General features: G+C 47.6%; 10 protein-coding genes, 3 tRNA genes and 3 rRNA genes. 6 read left to right on the top strand and 10 right to left on the bottom strand.

The genetic code is table 11. The features are described from left to right. Positions 1 to 20: 20 nt before the first annotated feature. A complete protein-coding gene (gene icd, locus ACVBEF_RS01415) occupies positions 21 to 1,274 on the bottom strand; it encodes an NADP-dependent isocitrate dehydrogenase (protein WP_447122158.1) in 1,254 nt (417 codons plus the stop codon). A gap of 145 nt (positions 1,275 to 1,419) precedes the next feature. On the opposite strand from icd, the gene ACVBEF_RS01410 reads away from it, so the two are divergent. The 3 genes from ACVBEF_RS01410 (at position 1,420) to ACVBEF_RS01400 (ending at position 3,093) form a co-directional block, all read left to right on the top strand. After that, entirely contained in the window at positions 1,420 to 1,992 is a 573-nt protein-coding gene (locus ACVBEF_RS01410) for a pseudouridine synthase (RefSeq protein ID WP_447122157.1), read from the top strand. A gap of 280 nt (positions 1,993 to 2,272) precedes the next feature. Beyond that, the gene (locus ACVBEF_RS01405) at positions 2,273 to 2,473 is read left to right on the top strand and encodes a hypothetical protein (protein ID WP_447122156.1); all 201 of its coding nucleotides are present in this window, start codon (positions 2,273 to 2,275) and stop codon (positions 2,471 to 2,473) included. A 161-nt stretch (positions 2,474 to 2,634) separates the two neighbouring features. Beyond that, positions 2,635 to 3,093, top strand: a complete 459-nt coding sequence (locus ACVBEF_RS01400; protein WP_447122155.1) for a DUF192 domain-containing protein — start codon at positions 2,635 to 2,637, stop codon at positions 3,091 to 3,093. Positions 3,094 to 3,229: 136 nt separating this feature from the next. Here ACVBEF_RS01400 and rpsT read toward each other — a convergent pair whose 3' ends face one another. Continuing rightward, positions 3,230 to 3,496: a 30S ribosomal protein S20 gene (rpsT, locus tag ACVBEF_RS01395; protein ID WP_447122154.1), complete on the bottom strand. Its 267-nt coding sequence runs from the start codon at positions 3,494 to 3,496 to the stop codon at positions 3,230 to 3,232. A 256-nt stretch (positions 3,497 to 3,752) separates the two neighbouring features. On the opposite strand from rpsT, the gene murJ reads away from it, so the two are divergent. Further along, the gene (murJ, locus tag ACVBEF_RS01390; RefSeq protein WP_447122153.1) at positions 3,753 to 5,303 is read left to right on the top strand and encodes a murein biosynthesis integral membrane protein MurJ; all 1,551 of its coding nucleotides are present in this window, start codon (positions 3,753 to 3,755) and stop codon (positions 5,301 to 5,303) included. 56 nt (positions 5,304 to 5,359) lie between these two features. Then, positions 5,360 to 6,208: a SirB1 family protein gene (locus ACVBEF_RS01385; RefSeq protein ID WP_447122152.1), complete on the top strand. Its 849-nt coding sequence runs from the start codon at positions 5,360 to 5,362 to the stop codon at positions 6,206 to 6,208. Positions 6,209 to 6,294: 86 nt separating this feature from the next. On the opposite strand, the gene ACVBEF_RS01380 is transcribed toward ACVBEF_RS01385, so the two are convergent. Beyond that, a complete protein-coding gene (locus ACVBEF_RS01380; RefSeq protein WP_447122151.1) occupies positions 6,295 to 8,190 on the bottom strand; it encodes an ATP-binding cassette domain-containing protein in 1,896 nt (631 codons plus the stop codon). 654 nt (positions 8,191 to 8,844) lie between these two features. Between ACVBEF_RS01380 and ACVBEF_RS01375 the strand changes: the two genes are divergently transcribed. After that, positions 8,845 to 8,919: transfer RNA gene (locus ACVBEF_RS01375), tRNA-Arg, on the top strand. 205 nt (positions 8,920 to 9,124) lie between these two features. Here the strand turns inward: ACVBEF_RS01375 and ACVBEF_RS01370 are convergent. The 7 genes from ACVBEF_RS01370 to ACVBEF_RS01340 all read right to left on the bottom strand — a co-directional run bounded on the left by ACVBEF_RS01370 (position 9,125) and on the right by ACVBEF_RS01340 (position 16,868). Then, positions 9,125 to 10,108, bottom strand: coding sequence for a reverse transcriptase domain-containing protein (locus ACVBEF_RS01370; RefSeq protein WP_447122150.1), 984 nt, complete (start codon positions 10,106 to 10,108; stop codon positions 9,125 to 9,127). Then, positions 10,105 to 11,282 (bottom strand): IS3 family transposase gene (locus tag ACVBEF_RS01365; protein WP_447122149.1). Its coding sequence is split into 2 segments (ribosomal slippage): positions 10,105 to 11,015 and positions 11,015 to 11,282, totalling 1,179 coding nucleotides; the frame shifts between segments, so codons are not numbered across the junction. Before ACVBEF_RS01365 ends, ACVBEF_RS01370 begins: the two co-directional genes overlap by 4 nt. A 261-nt stretch (positions 11,283 to 11,543) precedes the next feature. After that, positions 11,544 to 11,656 (bottom strand): 5S ribosomal RNA (gene rrf, locus ACVBEF_RS01360). A 175-nt stretch (positions 11,657 to 11,831) separates the two neighbouring features. Further along, positions 11,832 to 14,707: ribosomal RNA gene (locus ACVBEF_RS01355) — 23S ribosomal RNA — on the bottom strand. A gap of 354 nt (positions 14,708 to 15,061) precedes the next feature. Further along, positions 15,062 to 15,137 (bottom strand) — tRNA-Ala (locus ACVBEF_RS01350). A gap of 31 nt (positions 15,138 to 15,168) precedes the next feature. Further along, positions 15,169 to 15,245 (bottom strand) — tRNA-Ile (locus ACVBEF_RS01345). A 90-nt stretch (positions 15,246 to 15,335) separates the two neighbouring features. Next, positions 15,336 to 16,868, bottom strand: a 16S ribosomal RNA gene (locus tag ACVBEF_RS01340). Together the 16S, 23S and 5S rRNA genes with 2 tRNA genes alongside form the textbook arrangement of a ribosomal RNA operon. Between the last annotated feature and the right edge of the window lie 552 nt (positions 16,869 to 17,420).

Raw genomic sequence — 17,420 nt, 5'->3', positions numbered from 1 at the left:
TTTCAACATACTTATTTGTATTACATATTCTCAATCAACACATCACCAAATCCTGAGCACGAAACTTGTGTTGCGCCTTCCATTAAGCGCGCAAAGTCGTAAGTGACCTTTTTCGAGGAAATTGATTTTTGCATTGATGCGATGATCAGGTCAGCAGCTTCTAACCAGCCCATGTGACGCAGCATCATTTCGGCAGACAAAATCAGTGAACCTGGATTGACATAGTCTTTACCTGCATATTTTGGCGCAGTACCGTGCGTTGCTTCGAACATCGCAATCGAATCCGACAAATTAGCACCTGGAGCAATCCCGATACCACCAACTTGTGCCGCCAATGCATCAGAAATATAGTCGCCGTTCAAGTTAAGTGTTGCAATAACACTGTACTCATTCGGACGTAACAAAATCTGTTGAAGGAAAGCGTCGGCGATCGAATCTTTAACGATAATTTCGCGACCAGTCTTGGGATTCTTAAATTTCGCCCAAGGACCACCATCAATCAACTCAGCGCCAAATTCGTTTTGCGCAAGTGCATATGCCCAATCACGGAAGCCACCTTCGGTGAACTTCATGATATTGCCCTTGTGAACAATCGTCACAGATGGCTTGTCATTATCGATTGCGTACTGAATCGCCTTACGTACCAAACGTTCTGTACCTTCGCGTGAAACTGGCTTGATACCAATACCGGATGTATCAGGGAAGCGAATCTTCTTAACGCCCATTTCGTTGATCAGGAAAGCAATCAGCTTCTTGGCGCCTTCGCTACCCTCTTGCCATTCGATCCCAGCGTAAATATCTTCTGAGTTTTCACGGAAAATGACCATATCAGTTTTTTCCGGCTCCCGTACTGGCGATGGCACGCCTGTAAAGTAGCGTACCGGGCGCAAACAAACGTACAGATCCAATTCTTGACGCAATGCTACGTTGAGCGAGCGAATTCCACCGCCAACTGGCGTAGTCAATGGACCTTTAATTGAAACAACATAATCCTTGATAGCCGCAAGCGTTTCTGCTGGCAGCCAGACATCAGGACCGTAGACGTTCGTAGACTTTTCTCCGGCATAGACTTCCATCCAGTTGATTTTGCGCTTACCGTCATACGCTTTGGTAACCGCTGCATCAACTACCTTGATCATGACCGGGCTAATATCAACACCGGTACCATCACCTTCGATGTAAGGAATGATTGGGTTGTCAGGGACATTAAGCGAAAAATCAGCATTGACGGTGATTTTTTTGCCTTCAGCAGGCACTTTAATATGTTGGGACATTCAGTATCTCCGAGGATGAGGCGAGAAGGTGGTGGCTTAGGATTTAGCTTTTACTTTAAATCCAGTCTTATATAAGACATAAGACAGTCGTTTCGTATTATGCACTAGTATTTTACTAGACGCTACGTTTTTGCGACACTACGGCATGTCTCTTATCCTATTCAATAAACCTTTTCAGGTTATGTGCCAATTCTCAGCGCATCCGTCGCGCGAGTCCTTGGCCGACTATTTAACCATTCCTAACATTTATCCAGCCGGAAGGCTTGATGCCGACAGTGAGGGATTACTATTATTGACCGACGACGGCAAGTTGCAGCACCACATCAGCCATCCCACTTTTAAGCAACCAAAAACTTATTTAGCCCAAGTCGAAGGCTTTCCTGACGCAGAAATGCTCACTCTCTTACGTAATGGACTTGATTTGGGAGACTTCGTGACGCAACCCTGCGAAGTACGACAAATTGATGAACCCGATTGGTTATGGCCGCGCATTCCGGCAATTCGAGAACGCATCGACAAACCAACCAGTTGGCTGGCACTCACGATTTCTGAAGGGAAAAATCGGCAGGTACGCAGGATGACCGCCGCAGTTAATTTGCCAACGTTGCGTCTCATCAGAGTTGCGATTGGCAAAATCTCACTAGAAACGCACCCGCTATGGCCCGGTGAATTCCGCGAAATTGATCCATCTGAATTAATACGCCTGAAAAACGATTAAATCTTAAGTAAGGCCGCATAATTGTTTAGACTAGGCACCCCGACGCAGACAGTCCGACTGTACAGCCAGGAGAGGTGGCGACGTATAAACGATTATGCGGCCTTACTTACTGTACCGGTTTCTTGCAGCGAATCTGGTATCACCCACATTCATAAACAAAATATTATTTTGTTTATTTTTAAAATAACCTGTCAACCGTATAGAAGCACCACCGTTAATGACAGTGATTCAAATGAATCATTGATGTACTTACTTGATTACTAATCAAAAGGATTCTCAAATGTCTAAACTGATCGCTGTTTTGGTAGCTGGCCTATTCGCAACTTCCGTTTTCGCTGCTGATGCTCCGGCTCCTATGGCAGCTCCAGCGGCTTCTGCACCTGCTGCCGCAGCTCCAGCCGCTAAAAAAGTCGCCAAGAAACATAAAAAAGTCGCTAAAAAAGTACCCGCTGCTCCGGCTGCTGATGCCCCTGCCAAATAATTCAGGTAGGTAGTTAGAAAAAAGACAGGCGTTGCCTGTCTTTTTTATTTTAGCGTCCGTTTTAACAAGAAAATATCTTTCAAATTCTCAACAAAAGCTGACAGCATTCAGCATCCCTCTCTCTGTATAATCGAGCCTAATCAAAAAAGGACTTTATTAACATGAGTAAATATCGCCTGTCTCTTGTAGTTATCGCATTCGCATGCCTTGGCAACCTCGGCATTATTAACAATGCTGCGGCGCAGGAAGTGCAACACTTTCCAATAATTTCATTAAATGCAGGAATACATCTAATTAAAGCTGAAGTCGCTTCGACCGAAGCACAACGCGAACAAGGATTAATGTTTCGCAGGCAAATGGCGTCCAACGATGGCATGGTGTTTATATTCGATGCACCTGCTGGCGTATGCATGTGGATGAAAAACACATTAATACCGCTCTCGGTCGCATTTCTCGACCAAAATGGCACCATCATCAATATAGAAGAGATGAAAGCCCAGACATTAGATTCACATTGCGCTGACAGAGCAGCATTTTATGCGCTGGAAATGAATCAAAACTGGTTTGAACAAAGACACTTGAAACCAGGCATGATGATTAGTGGCCTACCTCGGCAATAACCAGCCTTCTAAATTCACCTTGTAGAACATATAAAAACAAAATCCCTGAACAACAGAAGTTATTCAGGGATTTTGTTGTATTTAGTAAGTTTTTTCGCTGAACGCATCGCTAAATGGGACCAGCAATCAACTTTACTTACGCTGCAATTGCTTTCAAAGCTGCGTTTAGACGGCTTTTATGGCGTGCAGCTTTGTTCTTGTGGATAATTTTCTTGTCTGCAATACGATCAATAGTCGATACCGACTGTTGCAAAACCAGGGCTGCAGCGGCTTTATCGCCACCTGCGATTGCTTTGCGAGCAGCTTTGATAGCTGTACGCAAAGTTGAGCGCTGACTAGAGTTGTGCAGGTTTTGTGCGACTGCTTGACGAGCACGCTTACGTGCTTGTGCGGTATTTGCCATTTATATTTCCTAAAACGAGGTAGGGAATGCTTACGCGGCAAAACAAATCAGACCGCGACGCAGAATTCTGTAAAGCCATGGAGTATAGCTACTTTTTCACCGATGAGCAAATCATTGTTAGCCCGTTACTTGTTTGACTCAAATTAAGTACAACAGCCCACCATTAGGCAATTATTAGAAGCGCATTTTTCACTAGTGATCATCCCTTCGTGACAAAGCTGCAAGTCGACAACTTCAGCGGCTATAATGCCGCTCCATGAACTTGCATAAAACGCTTGCCACCGTCTCTGGCATGACGATGTTGTCACGTATAGCGGGCCTGATTCGCGAAATTTTATTTGCGTCTACTTTTGGTGCCTCAGCCTTTACCGACGCCTTCAATATTGCCTTCCGCATCCCCAATTTGTTGCGACGACTATTCGCCGAAGGGGCTTTCTCTCAGGCTTTTGTGCCGATTCTAGGTGAATACAAAAATAAAAAGGGACAGGATGCGACCAAACATCTTGTCGACCATGTTGCGACCGTGATGATCTGGGTGATGCTACTTACCTGTATCGTCGGCATCCTCGCCTCGCCGTTACTGATTTATTTTATTGCTACCGGCCTAGAAAGCGACCCAACGGCATTCAACGCATCGGTTGTGATGACGCGCATCATGTTTCCGTACATTGGCTTTATGTCGTTTGTGGCGTTGGCTGGTGGGATTCTGAATACATGGCACGAATTCAAGATTCCGGCTATCACTTCAGTCCTGCTGAATCTGGCGTTCATCATCGCCTCCCTTTTCGTCGCGCCGTATATGGCACAGCCTATTTATGCGATGGCTTTTGCAGTGCTAGTCGGCGGCATTTTACAAGTAGGAATTCAAATCCCTGCGTTGCGCAAAATCGATATGTTGCCGCGCATTATGTGGAATCCCTTCATCGGTCTGCGCGATAGCGGTGTACGACGCGTACTCAAAAAGATGGGGCCGGCAGTGTTTGCGGTTTCCGCAGCTCAAATTAGTCTGATGATCAATACCAATATCGCCTCACGCCTGGAGCACGGTAGCGTTTCCTGGTTATCGTACGGCGATCGCTTAATGGAGTTTCCGACTGCGTTGCTAGGGGTCGCACTTGGCACGATATTGCTTCCGAGTCTCTCCAAAGCCAACGCAAACGCAGACCATCAGGAATACTCTTCGCTATTAGATTGGGGCTTACGCCTTACCTTCCTGCTTGCGCTACCCGCTGCGGTCGGACTTGCAACGTTGTCCGTGCCCCTGACTGCAACATTGTTTCATCACGGAAAATTCGATGCCATTTCAGTCGCCATGACCAGTCGAATTTTGATTGCCTATGGTGTTGGTTTGATCGGTCTGATTGTCGTGAAAATTTTGGCACCTGGTTTTTACGCAAAACAAGATATTAAAACTCCTGTCAAAATTGCCATCGCGGTCTTAATCACTACGCAGTTGCTCAACTCTGTTTTTGTTCCCATTTTTGCCGTTGCAGGATTGGCCCTGTCCATCAGTATCGGTGCCTGCATGAATGCTGGCCTTCTGCTATGGAGCTTGCTTCGCCGTGGTATTTACACCCCTGAAAAAGGCTGGATATTATATTTTATGCGCCTGCTTGGAGCCCTATGCCTGATGGCCGGAGTTGCGCTGCGGAGTGCGGACCACTTTAACTGGGTCGGAGCGCACACAAGTTCATTAGTACGCATTGGCGCGTTGCTGATCGTCATGACAGCCTGTGGCGTCACTTATTTCGGGGCATTACTCGCAATGGGATTTCGTTTTCGGGACTTCAAACGCATCTCCCATTAACGCGTATTCACTACTCGATTAAGCTATATAGACTATATTTTGGTAGCATGGGTAACATGAAAATATCTGCTCTCGATTACTTTGCAACCTTGGTACAAGACGCCAATAATGTGCCGCTGTTTGAAGCGGCACTCGTGATCGCGCACGATGCCTATCCTATGCTGGATTTATCAGCCCCCCAAATCACATTAGACAAATTTGCTCATACGTTGCGTCAACGCATACACGGCGACACCTCGTTGATCAAAAAATTACAGCTACTAAACCATTTCTTTTATCAAGAATTAGGATTTGCTGGGAACCTTAATAATTATTACGATCCAGACAATAGCTACCTCCAATGCGTCATTACAAAACGTCGTGGGATTCCCATTTCTATGGCTATCGTCTACATGGAATTAGCACAACAGATTGGCCTGCCAGTGCACGGCATTTCATTTCCCGGACATTTTTTAATGAAATTAACAGTACAGTCCGGCAACATTGTCATTGACCCACTCAACGGTGCCAGCCTGTCGCACGAACAGCTGGAAGAGCGATTAGAACCCTATTTGGAGACCACATCGGATCAAGCGCAGGAAAAAAAACTATCGCTTCAACCCTATTTGCAAAATGCCCATCCACATGAGATTTTGATTCGCATGTTACGCAACCTCAAAATAATATTTATGCAAGGCCAACAATGGGAACAACTTCTGCTGGTACAGCAACGTTTGCTGACCCTGTTACCGAATGATGCCATTGAGTTGCGGGATCGAGGTATCGCCTACGCGCACCTAGACTGCCCCAAAGCCGCACTGGAAGATATTGAGAACTACTTGGTGCAACAACCCCAAGCAAACGATGCCGACGCGTTACGCGCGCAAACAGATGAACTACGAAAAGCATGCAAACGGCTTAATTAATGCACATAGTAAAATTCAGAAAGCCGGCTTGTCTATTAGAAGACACGCCGGCTTTTTATTAACATTTGAGCTTAAATTCTCAAGCCTTAATTTTTACTACGCCCCTCAATTACTTCCCACTTTTCCAGTGCATCAAGTAATAAACCGTCTAATTCAGAAAATCGCAAATTCAAGCGCTTGACTTCATCCGGTTTTTTGACATACAACTCAGGATCAGTAAGCTGTCCGGTAATCATTTTTTGCTCAGCCTCTAACTTTGCAATCAAGACAGGTAACTCATCAAGCTCACGCTGCTCCTTATAGCTAAGCTTCTTCTGCTTAGGTGCCATGGGCTGCACAACTTCAGCCTTAGACTCCGCTTTAACTTTTGCCGCCAGCGCCGCAGGACTAGGGCGTACACGCTCCCAATCGCTGTAGCCACCAACATATTCACGCCACAATCCATCACCTTCGGCCGCAATCACTTGTGTGACTACATTGTCAAGGAACGTCCGATCATGACTGACTAGAAATACGGTACCTTTGTAGTCTTCCAGCAACTCCTCCAGCAATTCCAGTGTATCGATATCCAAATCATTCGTCGGCTCATCGAGTACCAGCACATTTGCAGGCTTGGCAAAAAGGCGTGCTAGCAACAACCGATTACGCTCCCCGCCAGACAACGACTTAACTGGAGACCGCGCGCGTTCCGGCGCAAACAAAAAGTCATTCAGATAGGTCATGACATGCTTGCGTTGACCGTTTATCTCGACCCAATCACTACCAGGCGCGATGGTGTCGGCCAAGCTAGCCTCATCATCGAGCTGAGCACGCATTTGATCGAAATAAGCGACCTGCAGCTTAGTACCCTGCTTGACAATGCCGCTATCCGGTTGATCTTCACCCAAAATCAGTTTCAGCAAGGTCGTCTTACCTGCCCCGTTATGTCCGATCAAACCAACCTTGTCGCCACGCAAAATGGTCGCCGTGAAATCGCGCACGATTATTTTTTCACCAAAAGCGCGATTAACTGCGGTTAATTCAGCAACAATCTTGCCCGAGCGCTCGCCCGACGACACATCCAGCTTGACTTGTCCTTGCTGATCGCGTCGCGCATTGCGATCCAAACGCAACGCCTCAAGACGCCGGACCCGACCTTCATCACGCGTACGACGTGCTTGCACACCTTTACGGATCCAGATTTCTTCCTGCGCCAAAAATTTATCAAACTTTGCGTTTTCAACTTCTTCAATTTCCAGTTGCTCAGCCTTACGAACTTGATAAGCGGTGAAATTGCCAGGAAAAGATAAAATTCGACCACGATCAAGCTCAACGATGCGGGTGGCCACGTTGTCGAGAAAACTCCGATCATGGGTAATAAACAGGACACTGCCCTTGTAATCGCGCAACAACCCTTCAAGCCACATAATCGAACTGAAATCAAGATGGTTGGTTGGCTCATCGAGTAGCAAAACATCCGGCGCACTAACCAACGCGCAAGCCAAGGCGACACGCTTTTGCATTCCACCTGACAGCGTCCCCATTAGTGAGTCTTTATTCAAACTCAAACGGTCCAGTGTAGTTTCGACTTTATTGGTCAGGCTCCAGGCATCTGCAGCATCGAGTTTGCTCTGGATGACATGCATGCGCTCCATGATGGCGTCGTCGTCGTCCCCGCCAAATTGCCCCGTCAAAGCATCATACTCATTGAGTAAAGCTTGCATCTCCCCCATACCGGACGCGACAGCATCAAACACAGACATTTCGGGCGCAAAGTGCGGCTCCTGGTCGACATAAGCGATCTTAATTCCCTGCTGCATCACCATTAAACCGTCGTCCAACTTAGAAACGCCAGCAATAGTTTTTAGCAAAGAGGACTTACCAGTTCCATTACGCCCGATCAGACCAACCCGCTCCCCGGTATCCAAAGAAAATTCAGCGCGATCCAATAGCGCAACGTGACCGAATGCAAGTTGCGCATTGGTAATAGAAATGACTGCCATAGTAGAAAACCAGAAAAAGAAAGTCTGCGGAAATCCCACGCAGCCAATTAAATGAATGAAGTGCGCATTGTACCGATAGCTGAGGCCATCTCGTTATAAGTTATGTATTTTAGGGGGGATGTTGTTGCATATTACGAGTAATCTCACGCGATATATCGCCACGACTGCTCATTCGGTATTTACGACAATGATCTGAGTAGTATCGTCTCTGATCACAACAATATCAGATACCTTATCATTAGAACAGCGACAGTAGACATACTCATTTTCCAGCTTTCTTTATTGAAAATGGATGATTTTTACATCCTACCCGAGGCTTGATGTTTAGTCAGCTATCCGATCCTAAGTTTTGATGTAACCGGACCGCAATCAATACCAATCCTCTTATTTAATATTCATTTCTCATTTTTCTATTTTTTAGATCGGAAAGTTTTTGCTATACTCTGACACTTAATGTGTGACCTGCTTAAATTGTATTTATATCAGTTTTATCTTTATATTATGATCAAAATGAAAAGCACTTTAAATAAACGCTATGTTTAATATTTAGCGCTCGGCCCAAAGAAAACTAAAGATGAATTACTGATATAAGTCTTTGAATTTATTGGGTAACTATTAAAAAAATTAGTTATTTAAGTCTTAACATTACCATCCCTCGCCATAGTTCAATGGATAGAACGAGTGCCTCCTAAGCGCTAGATACAGGTCCGATTCCTGTTGGCGGGACCAGTCAGCTTTTTATACTATCCCCATAAATCACACAAAGCCATGTATCTACAGGGCATCCGGTCTTCATCCCCCTTCCCGGCGCATCTGTGAAAACACGTCAATACCCATCTTTTACTGCTCCCATTTACTAAAATCTTACTAATCGATAGGTCGCGGTAGGGACGGCTGTTACCAGCCGCCCCCGCACAGATCCGTACTTGCAGCATTACCGCATACGGCTCCTACCAAAGGTGTTGACGTAAAATCGCTCTGACGGAAATGGATGTGCTACTCGACAAGGTGGTAAGTATTTTCTGGTCAAACGATTAAACCGATCCCACGGTAGATTATGTCGCTGACTTCTTGGTAACAGAGCATGTCGCCATGCGCGACAAACTTCGCTTCGAAAGCCATCTAAACGACGTAGATTTCCCGGTACCGCATGATAGTTAAAGTAACCTTTTATCACGCGCTTTAACCATCGACCTACTACTGGCATCGGTTCGTGTCGTCGTCGCATCAATGTTGCTCGAATAGCTGCCAATGTTGCACGCATCCGTTTCTTAATCGTCAACCTGACAATCATAAAACCGCGTTTATGTTGACCACAGCAGTGTGTAAAACCTAGAAAGTCGAATGTTTCCGGCTTTCGTATTCCACGTTCTCGACACTGTTGTACCGCGTATCGTCCAAATCGGATTAACCGCGTTTTGTCGGGATGGAGAGCCAATTTAAACTTGGTAAGGCGTTCCCGCATCTCTGCTAGAAATCGCCTTGCCACATCTTCATATTGAAACCCCATCACACTGTCATCTGCATAGCGCACAAGGATGACATCACCGGCAGCTTGTCGCTTGCGCCATTGATGCGCCCACAGATCAAGGGCATAGTGCAAATAAATATTCGCTAGTAATGGCGATATTACTGCACCTTGTGGCGTGCCTCGCGTAGATGCAACGCGAGGCCCATCCTCAATCACCCCTACCTTTAGCCATTTTCGAATCAATCGTATAACCCGTTGATCAGCTATCCTGTGCGCCAGAAATTGCAGCATCCAGTCATGATCAATTTCATCAAAGAATGCACGTATATCTGCGTCCAGGATCCAGTTGATCTTACGACTTTCGATTGCTTCCGATAACGCATCAAGCGCGTCATGTTGACCACGCCCTTGCCGAAATCCATATGAGAAGCCGAGTGTGGTGGTCAAGTAATTTCGGACACAACAATAGGTTTTTTTTCTGCCATTTTTCGCTCGTAGGCGACGGGCGACAGATTTCCCAATACTGAATTGAATCGCTCGGTGTTATAGAACCCGACAATGTAAGCAGTAATGTCTTTGCTAGCCTCCGCGTGGTTGGCATATTGGCGTTGCCAGACGCGTTCCATCTTGAGATTGAGGAAGAAGCGTTCAGCAACGGCATTGTCCCAGCAGTTTGCACGGCGGCTCATACTGCAAACAAAGCCATGTTCATCGAGAAGGCCCTGGTAGAGCTGGCTGGCATATTGGCTGCCGCGATCGGAATGGACAATTAGCCCGGAGGCTGGTTGTCGTTGCGCAATCGCCATGTTCAGAGCAGCACAAACCAGTTCTGCTGGCATGCTCGGAGCCATCGCCCAACCGACTATTTTGCGTGCGAACAAATCCAGGACGATGGCCAGATACAGCCACCCGGCACCAGTACGGATGTAGGTAATATCAGTGACATACGCCAAGTCTGGTGCAGCAGGATTGAACTGCCGGTTGAGGATATTAGCGGCTACTGGCAAGTTATGTTTGCTGTCTGTTGTGTGGATAAACTTACGTTTCCAAACGGGTTTTAAGCTGGCTCGGCGCATCAGGCTACGTATCTTGTAGCGACCGATCACAAAGCCTTGATTCCTCATTGCGGTGACCAACCGACGACTGCCATAGCTTTGATGGCTGGCCATAAAAGCAGCCTTCAGGTGAACGCTTGTTTTACACAAAACCGGTTTAGCAGCACGATGCTGTGCCTCGTAATAGCCAGAACGACTCACGCTCAGGACGCGGCAGCAGTGTTTTACCGGGAAGGCCTTCTCTTGCAGTTGACGAATGAGTTGATAGCTCATTTCATTTCCCGGGCAAAGAAGGCCGATGCTTTTTTTAAGATATCAACATCCTGGCGAAGTTGGCGATTATCGTTTTCTAATTGTCGTATCCGTTGCTGCTCGGAGGTCAGCGGTAATCCTATCCCCGGCTTGCCGTTCTGCTCAGCGCCGTACTGCGTTACCCAACGACGAATTGCTGTGGTGCCTATGTTCATACTGGCGCTGACATGTTGAATACTCAGGCCTTGTTCTTTGATCATCCGCACGACTTCCAGCTTCAGGCTGCTGTCGTAATTCTTATGTTGCTTTGACATTTATATTTCCTCAGTTGATGGATTATCCACCCATTGAGGTGTCCGGAAAAATTAGACCACAGCACTGAAAGAAGTTAGAGCGGCAAGCGGTCGATGGCTGCAAGGTCATTCGTGAGCTGATCACTAAGTCGACTACAAGCATAGGGGCTGGCCGGTCTAGGAGATGGAGACTTGAAAGAGGATGGTCGCTCTCTACGTGCAAAGCGCTGGTCGCCAAGCAAAAACCCTCCCAGATATCTCTGGGAGGGTTTTCTAATAAGAGCCTGACGATGACCTACTTTCACACTGGTTGCAGCACTATCATCGGCGCAAAGTCGTTTCACGGTCCTGTTCGGGATGGGAAGGGGTGGTACCAACTCGCTATGGTCATCAGGCATAAACTGTCGTGTCGAGTGTTCCCAATGGGGCAACACCAAACGCAATCTAGAAGAAGTAAAGTTTTGTATTACTGCAGTGCCTCCCAAGGGTGTGGAAGGCACTGCTGGGTATGATTGCACTTTTCAGGCAAACACATATCTCATTAGCTTACCTATAACCTGCTAAGGTTATAGGGACAAGCCGCACGGGCAATTAGTACTGGTTAGCTTAACGTATTACTACGCTTCCACACCCAGCCTATCAACGTCCTGGTCTCGAACGACCCTTTAGGGGAATCTAGTTCCCGGGAAATATCATCTCAAGGCAAGTTTCCCGCTTAGATGCTTTCAGCGGTTATCTCTTCCGAACTTAGCTACCCGGCAATGCCACTGGCGTGACAACCGGTACACCAGAGGTTCGTCCACTCCGGTCCTCTCGTACTAGGAGCAGCCCCCTTCAAATTTCCAACGCCCACGGCAGATAGGGACCAAACTGTCTCACGACGTTTTAAACCCAGCTCACGTACCACTTTAAATGGCGAACAGCCATACCCTTGGGACCGGCTACAGCCCCAGGATGTGATGAGCCGACATCGAGGTGCCAAACTCCCCCGTCGATATGAACTCTTGGGAGGAATCAGCCTGTTATCCCCAGAGTACCTTTTATCCGTTGAGCGATGGCCCTTCCATACAGAACCACCGGATCACTATGTCCTACTTTCGTACCTGCTCGACTTGTCAGTCTCGCAGTTAAGCACGCTTATGCCATTGCACTATTAGCACGATGTCCGACCGTACCTAGCGTACCTTCGAACTCCTCCGTTACACTTTAGGAGGAGACCGCCCCAGTCAAACTGCCTACCATGCACTGTCCCCGATCCGGATAACGGACCAAGGTTAGAATCTCAAACAAACCAGGGTGGTATTTCAAGGTTGGCTCCACGCAAACTAGCGTTCACGCTTCAAAGCCTCCCACCTATCCTACACAGATTGGTTCAAAATTCAATGCAAAGCTACAGTAAAGGTTCATGGGGTCTTTCCGTCTAGCCGCGGGTAGATTGCATCATCACAAACATTTCAACTTCGCTGAGTCTCGGGAGGAGACAGTGTGGCCATCGTTACTCCATTCGTGCAGGTCGGAACTTACCCGACAAGGAATTTCGCTACCTTAGGACCGTTATAGTTACGGCCGCCGTTTACTGGGACTTCAATCAAGAGCTTGCACCCCATCATTTAATCTTCCAGCACCGGGCAGGAGTCACACCATATACGTCCACTTTCGTGTTTGCATAGTGCTGTGTTTTTATTAAACAGTCGCAGCCACCTTTTTATTGCAGCCCTTTCACCCTTCTGGCGCAAGCCAGTCAAGCTACCGGGGCGTACCTTATCCCGAAGTTACGGTACAAATTTGCCGAGTTCCTTCTCCCGAGTTCTCTCAAGCGCCTTAGAATACTCATCTCGCCCACCTGTGTCGGTTTGCGGTACGGTCTCGTGTGACTGAAGCTTAGAGGCTTTTCTTGGAACCACTTCCAATTGCTTCGTGAATAAATTCACTCGTCTCAACCCCTTGAATTACGCTGCCGGATTTGCCTAACAGCCTTCTCTGAGCCAAAAACCGACTATTCCAACAGTCGGACAACCTTCCGCGATCCGTCCCCCCATCGCATCACACGACGGTGCAGGAATATTAACCTGCTTCCCATCAGCTACGCATCTCTGCCTCGCCTTAGGGGCCGACTCACCCTGCTCCGATGAACGTTGAACAGGAAACCTTGGGCTTACGGCGTGGAGGCTTTTCACCCCCATTATCGCTACTCATGTCAGCATTCGCACTTCTGATACCTCCAGCATCCTTTACAAGACACCTTCGCAGGCTTACAGAACGCTCTCCTACCATATCAATAAATTGATATCCGCAGCTTCGGTGACTGGCTTAGCCCCGTTACATCTTCCGCGCAGGACGACTCGATCAGTGAGCTATTACGCTTTCTTTAAAGGATGGCTGCTTCTAAGCCAACCTCCTGACTGTTTTAGCCTTCCCACTTCGTTTGCCACTTAGCCAATCTTTGGGACCTTAGCTGGCGGTCTGGGTTGTTTCCCTCTTGACGTCGGACGTTAGCACCCGGCGTCTGTCTCCCAAGCTCGCACTCATCGGTATTCGGAGTTTGCAATGGGTTGGTAAGTCGCAATGACCCCCTAGCCATAACAGTGCTCTACCCCCGATGGTGATACTTGAGGCACTACCTAAATAGTTTTCGGAGAGAACCAGCTATTTCCAAGTTTGTTTAGCCTTTCACCCCTACCCACAGCTCATCCCCTAATTTTTCAACATTAGTGGGTTCGGACCTCCAGTGCGTGTTACCGCACCTTCATCCTGGCCATGAGTAGATCACTTGGTTTCGGGTCTACACCCAGCGACTGAACGCCCTATTCGGACTCGATTTCTCTACGCCTTCCCTATACGGTTAAGCTTGCCACTGAATGTAAGTCGCTGACCCATTATACAAAAGGTACGCAGTCACGGAACAAGTCCGCTCCTACTGTTTGTATGCACACGGTTTCAGGATCTATTTCACTCCCCTTCCGGGGTTCTTTTCGCCTTTCCCTCACGGTACTGGTTCACTATCGGTCGATTACGAGTATTTAGCCTTGGAGGATGGTCCCCCCATGTTCAGACAGGATTACACGTGTCCCGCCCTACTTGTCGCACACTTAGTTCCACACCACCGATTTCATGTAAGGGGCTATCACCCTCTATGGCCACACTTTCCAGAGTGTTCCATTATCGCTGATGCTAAATCGTGCAGGCTGTTCCCATTTCGCTCGCCACTACTCTGGGAATCTCGGTTGATTTCTTTTCCTGTAGCTACTTAGATGTTTCAGTTCGCCACGTTCGCCTTGCACACCTATGTATTCAGTGTGCAATACCCATAAAGGGTGGGTTTCCCCATTCGGAAATCTGCGGATCAAAGCCTGTTTGCTGGCTCCCCGCAGCTTATCGCAAGCTACTACGTCCTTCATCGCCTGTAATCGCCAAGGCATCCACCATGTGCACTTATTCACTTGTCCCTATAACGTTAGCCTCTAATCGCGTTCACGATTAAAAACCGGTTATAGAATATTACTAATGAGTATTACTTTAGCGTTTGCCGTATCCAAAGCGTTTTCGCATTTGCCTACTTTCGTAGACTCTTTTGAGAACTCTTTAATACTTTTTGATTTGATACAATCATACCCATCCACAATGCTGTCGCATTGCGGACGAATCTTTACTTCTTCTAAATTGTTAAAGAACAAACAGCCAATGATCTTAAAAAGATCAAACCTAAATCGCTTCTCTATTTCACGCTACAACTCCGCGGAAATACTGACTTAGGTTTGATTTTTTACCTATCTACCCAGCGTTGCGCCAAGTAAAGTAAATGGTGGAGGCTAACGGGATCGAACCGATGACCCCCTGCTTGCAAAGCAGGTGCTCTCCCAGCTGAGCTAAGCCCCCCTATAAATCGTATCGTTATCAAGTAGGATTCTGGTGGGTCTGGTTGGGCTCGAACCAACGACCCCCGCGTTATCAACACGGTGCTCTAACCAACTGAGCTACAGACCCGTCCTGATTAGCAACTACCTAATGATGACTGTTCTTCTTATAACTAACATACCGATAAGTGTGGACGCTTAATGTCCGTACTAACTCTAGAAAGGAGGTGATCCAGCCGCACCTTCCGATACGGCTACCTTGTTACGACTTCACCCCAGTCACGAATCCCACCGTGGTAAGCGCCCTCCTTACGGTTAGGCTACCTACTTCTGGTGAAACCCGCTCCCATGGTGTGACGGGCGGTGTGTACAAGACCCGGGAACGTATTCACCGCGACATGCTGATCCGCGATTACTAGCGATTCCAACTTCATGTAGTCGAGTTGCAGACTACAATCCGGACTACGATACACTTTCTGGGATTAGCTCCCCCTCGCGGGTTGGCGGCCCTCTGTATGTACCATTGTATGACGTGTGAAGCCCTACCCATAAGGGCCATGAGGACTTGACGTCATCCCCACCTTCCTCCGGTTTGTCACCGGCAGTCTCATTAGAGTGCCCTTTCGTAGCAACTAATGACAAGGGTTGCGCTCGTTGCGGGACTTAACCCAACATCTCACGACACGAGCTGACGACAGCCATGCAGCACCTGTGTACTGGTTCTCTTTCGAGCACTCCCTCATCTCTGAAGGATTCCAGCCATGTCAAGGGTAGGTAAGGTTTTTCGCGTTGCATCGAATTAATCCACATCATCCACCGCTTGTGCGGGTCCCCGTCAATTCCTTTGAGTTTTAATCTTGCGACCGTACTCCCCAGGCGGTCTACTTCACGCGTTAGCTGCGTTACCAAGTCAATTAAGACCCGACAACTAGTAGACATCGTTTAGGGCGTGGACTACCAGGGTATCTAATCCTGTTTGCTCCCCACGCTTTCGTGCATGAGCGTCAGTGTTATCCCAGGGGGCTGCCTTCGCCATCGGTATTCCTCCACATCTCTACGCATTTCACTGCTACACGTGGAATTCTACCCCCCTCTGACACACTCTAGCCATGCAGTCACAAATGCCATTCCCAGGTTAAGCCCGGGGATTTCACACCTGTCTTACATAACCGCCTGCGCACGCTTTACGCCCAGTAATTCCGATTAACGCTTGCACCCTACGTATTACCGCGGCTGCTGGCACGTAGTTAGCCGGTGCTTATTCTTCAGGTACCGTCATTAGCCCAGGGTATTAGCCCAAACCGTTTCTTCCCTGACAAAAGAGCTTTACAACCCGAAGGCCTTCTTCACTCACGCGGCATTGCTGGATCAGGCTTGCGCCCATTGTCCAAAATTCCCCACTGCTGCCTCCCGTAGGAGTCTGGGCCGTGTCTCAGTCCCAGTGTGGCTGGTCGTCCTCTCAGACCAGCTACTGATCGATGCCTTGGTGAGCCTTTACCCCACCAACTAGCTAATCAGATATCGGCCGCTCTGATAACAAGAGGTTCTTGCGAATCCCCCTCTTTCCCCCGTAGGGCGTATGCGGTATTAGCTAATCTTTCGACTAGTTGTCCCCCATTACCAGGCACGTTCCGATATATTACTCACCCGTTCGCCACTCGTCAGCGGAGCAAGCTCCCTGTTACCGTTCGACTTGCATGTGTAAGGCATGCCGCCAGCGTTCAATCTGAGCCAGGATCAAACTCTTCAGTTTAATCTCTGTTTTGTGGCATTGCTGCCTAGCTGAACTTTTAACAGTCCTGCTATCGCTCACTCAAAATACTGACAGTCTGTTATCCATTGCTGAACAACATCCTATTTTTCTTCTTTTGTGAACATTTAATGTTTTAAGCTATACGCACATGACCGAAGTCATCTGCGCTGCACTTTCATTAAACGCCCACACTTATCGGCTGTTAATTGTTAAAGAACTGACCCTACTTTGCGTTACACCGAAGTGTTCGCAGCACTGACAAAGCGTTTTGTTCGTCAGCAGCAGAGAGATGAGATTATGTGGCGTTTCAAGCTTTGCGTCAACCTCTTTTTAAATCATTTTAATCAACTTTCTGATTAACAATCTAAAACTAAATCAACCTAACTTTCCCACTTAAAACACCCACTTTTACAATCTCGTTCCGCCTCCAATTTCGCACCAAAACCGCTTGCGCCGTTTCGTTTATTTCGCGTCCTTTTCAACAGAGGCCGAACTATAGCAACACATCCAACCACTAGCAAGCTGTTTTTAATATAAATTGAATTATCTTTT

The organism is Glaciimonas sp. GG7, assembly GCF_052976905.1.
Note: the sequence above shows the minus strand (reverse complement) of the source record. Positions and strands in the feature narration are given on the sequence as shown.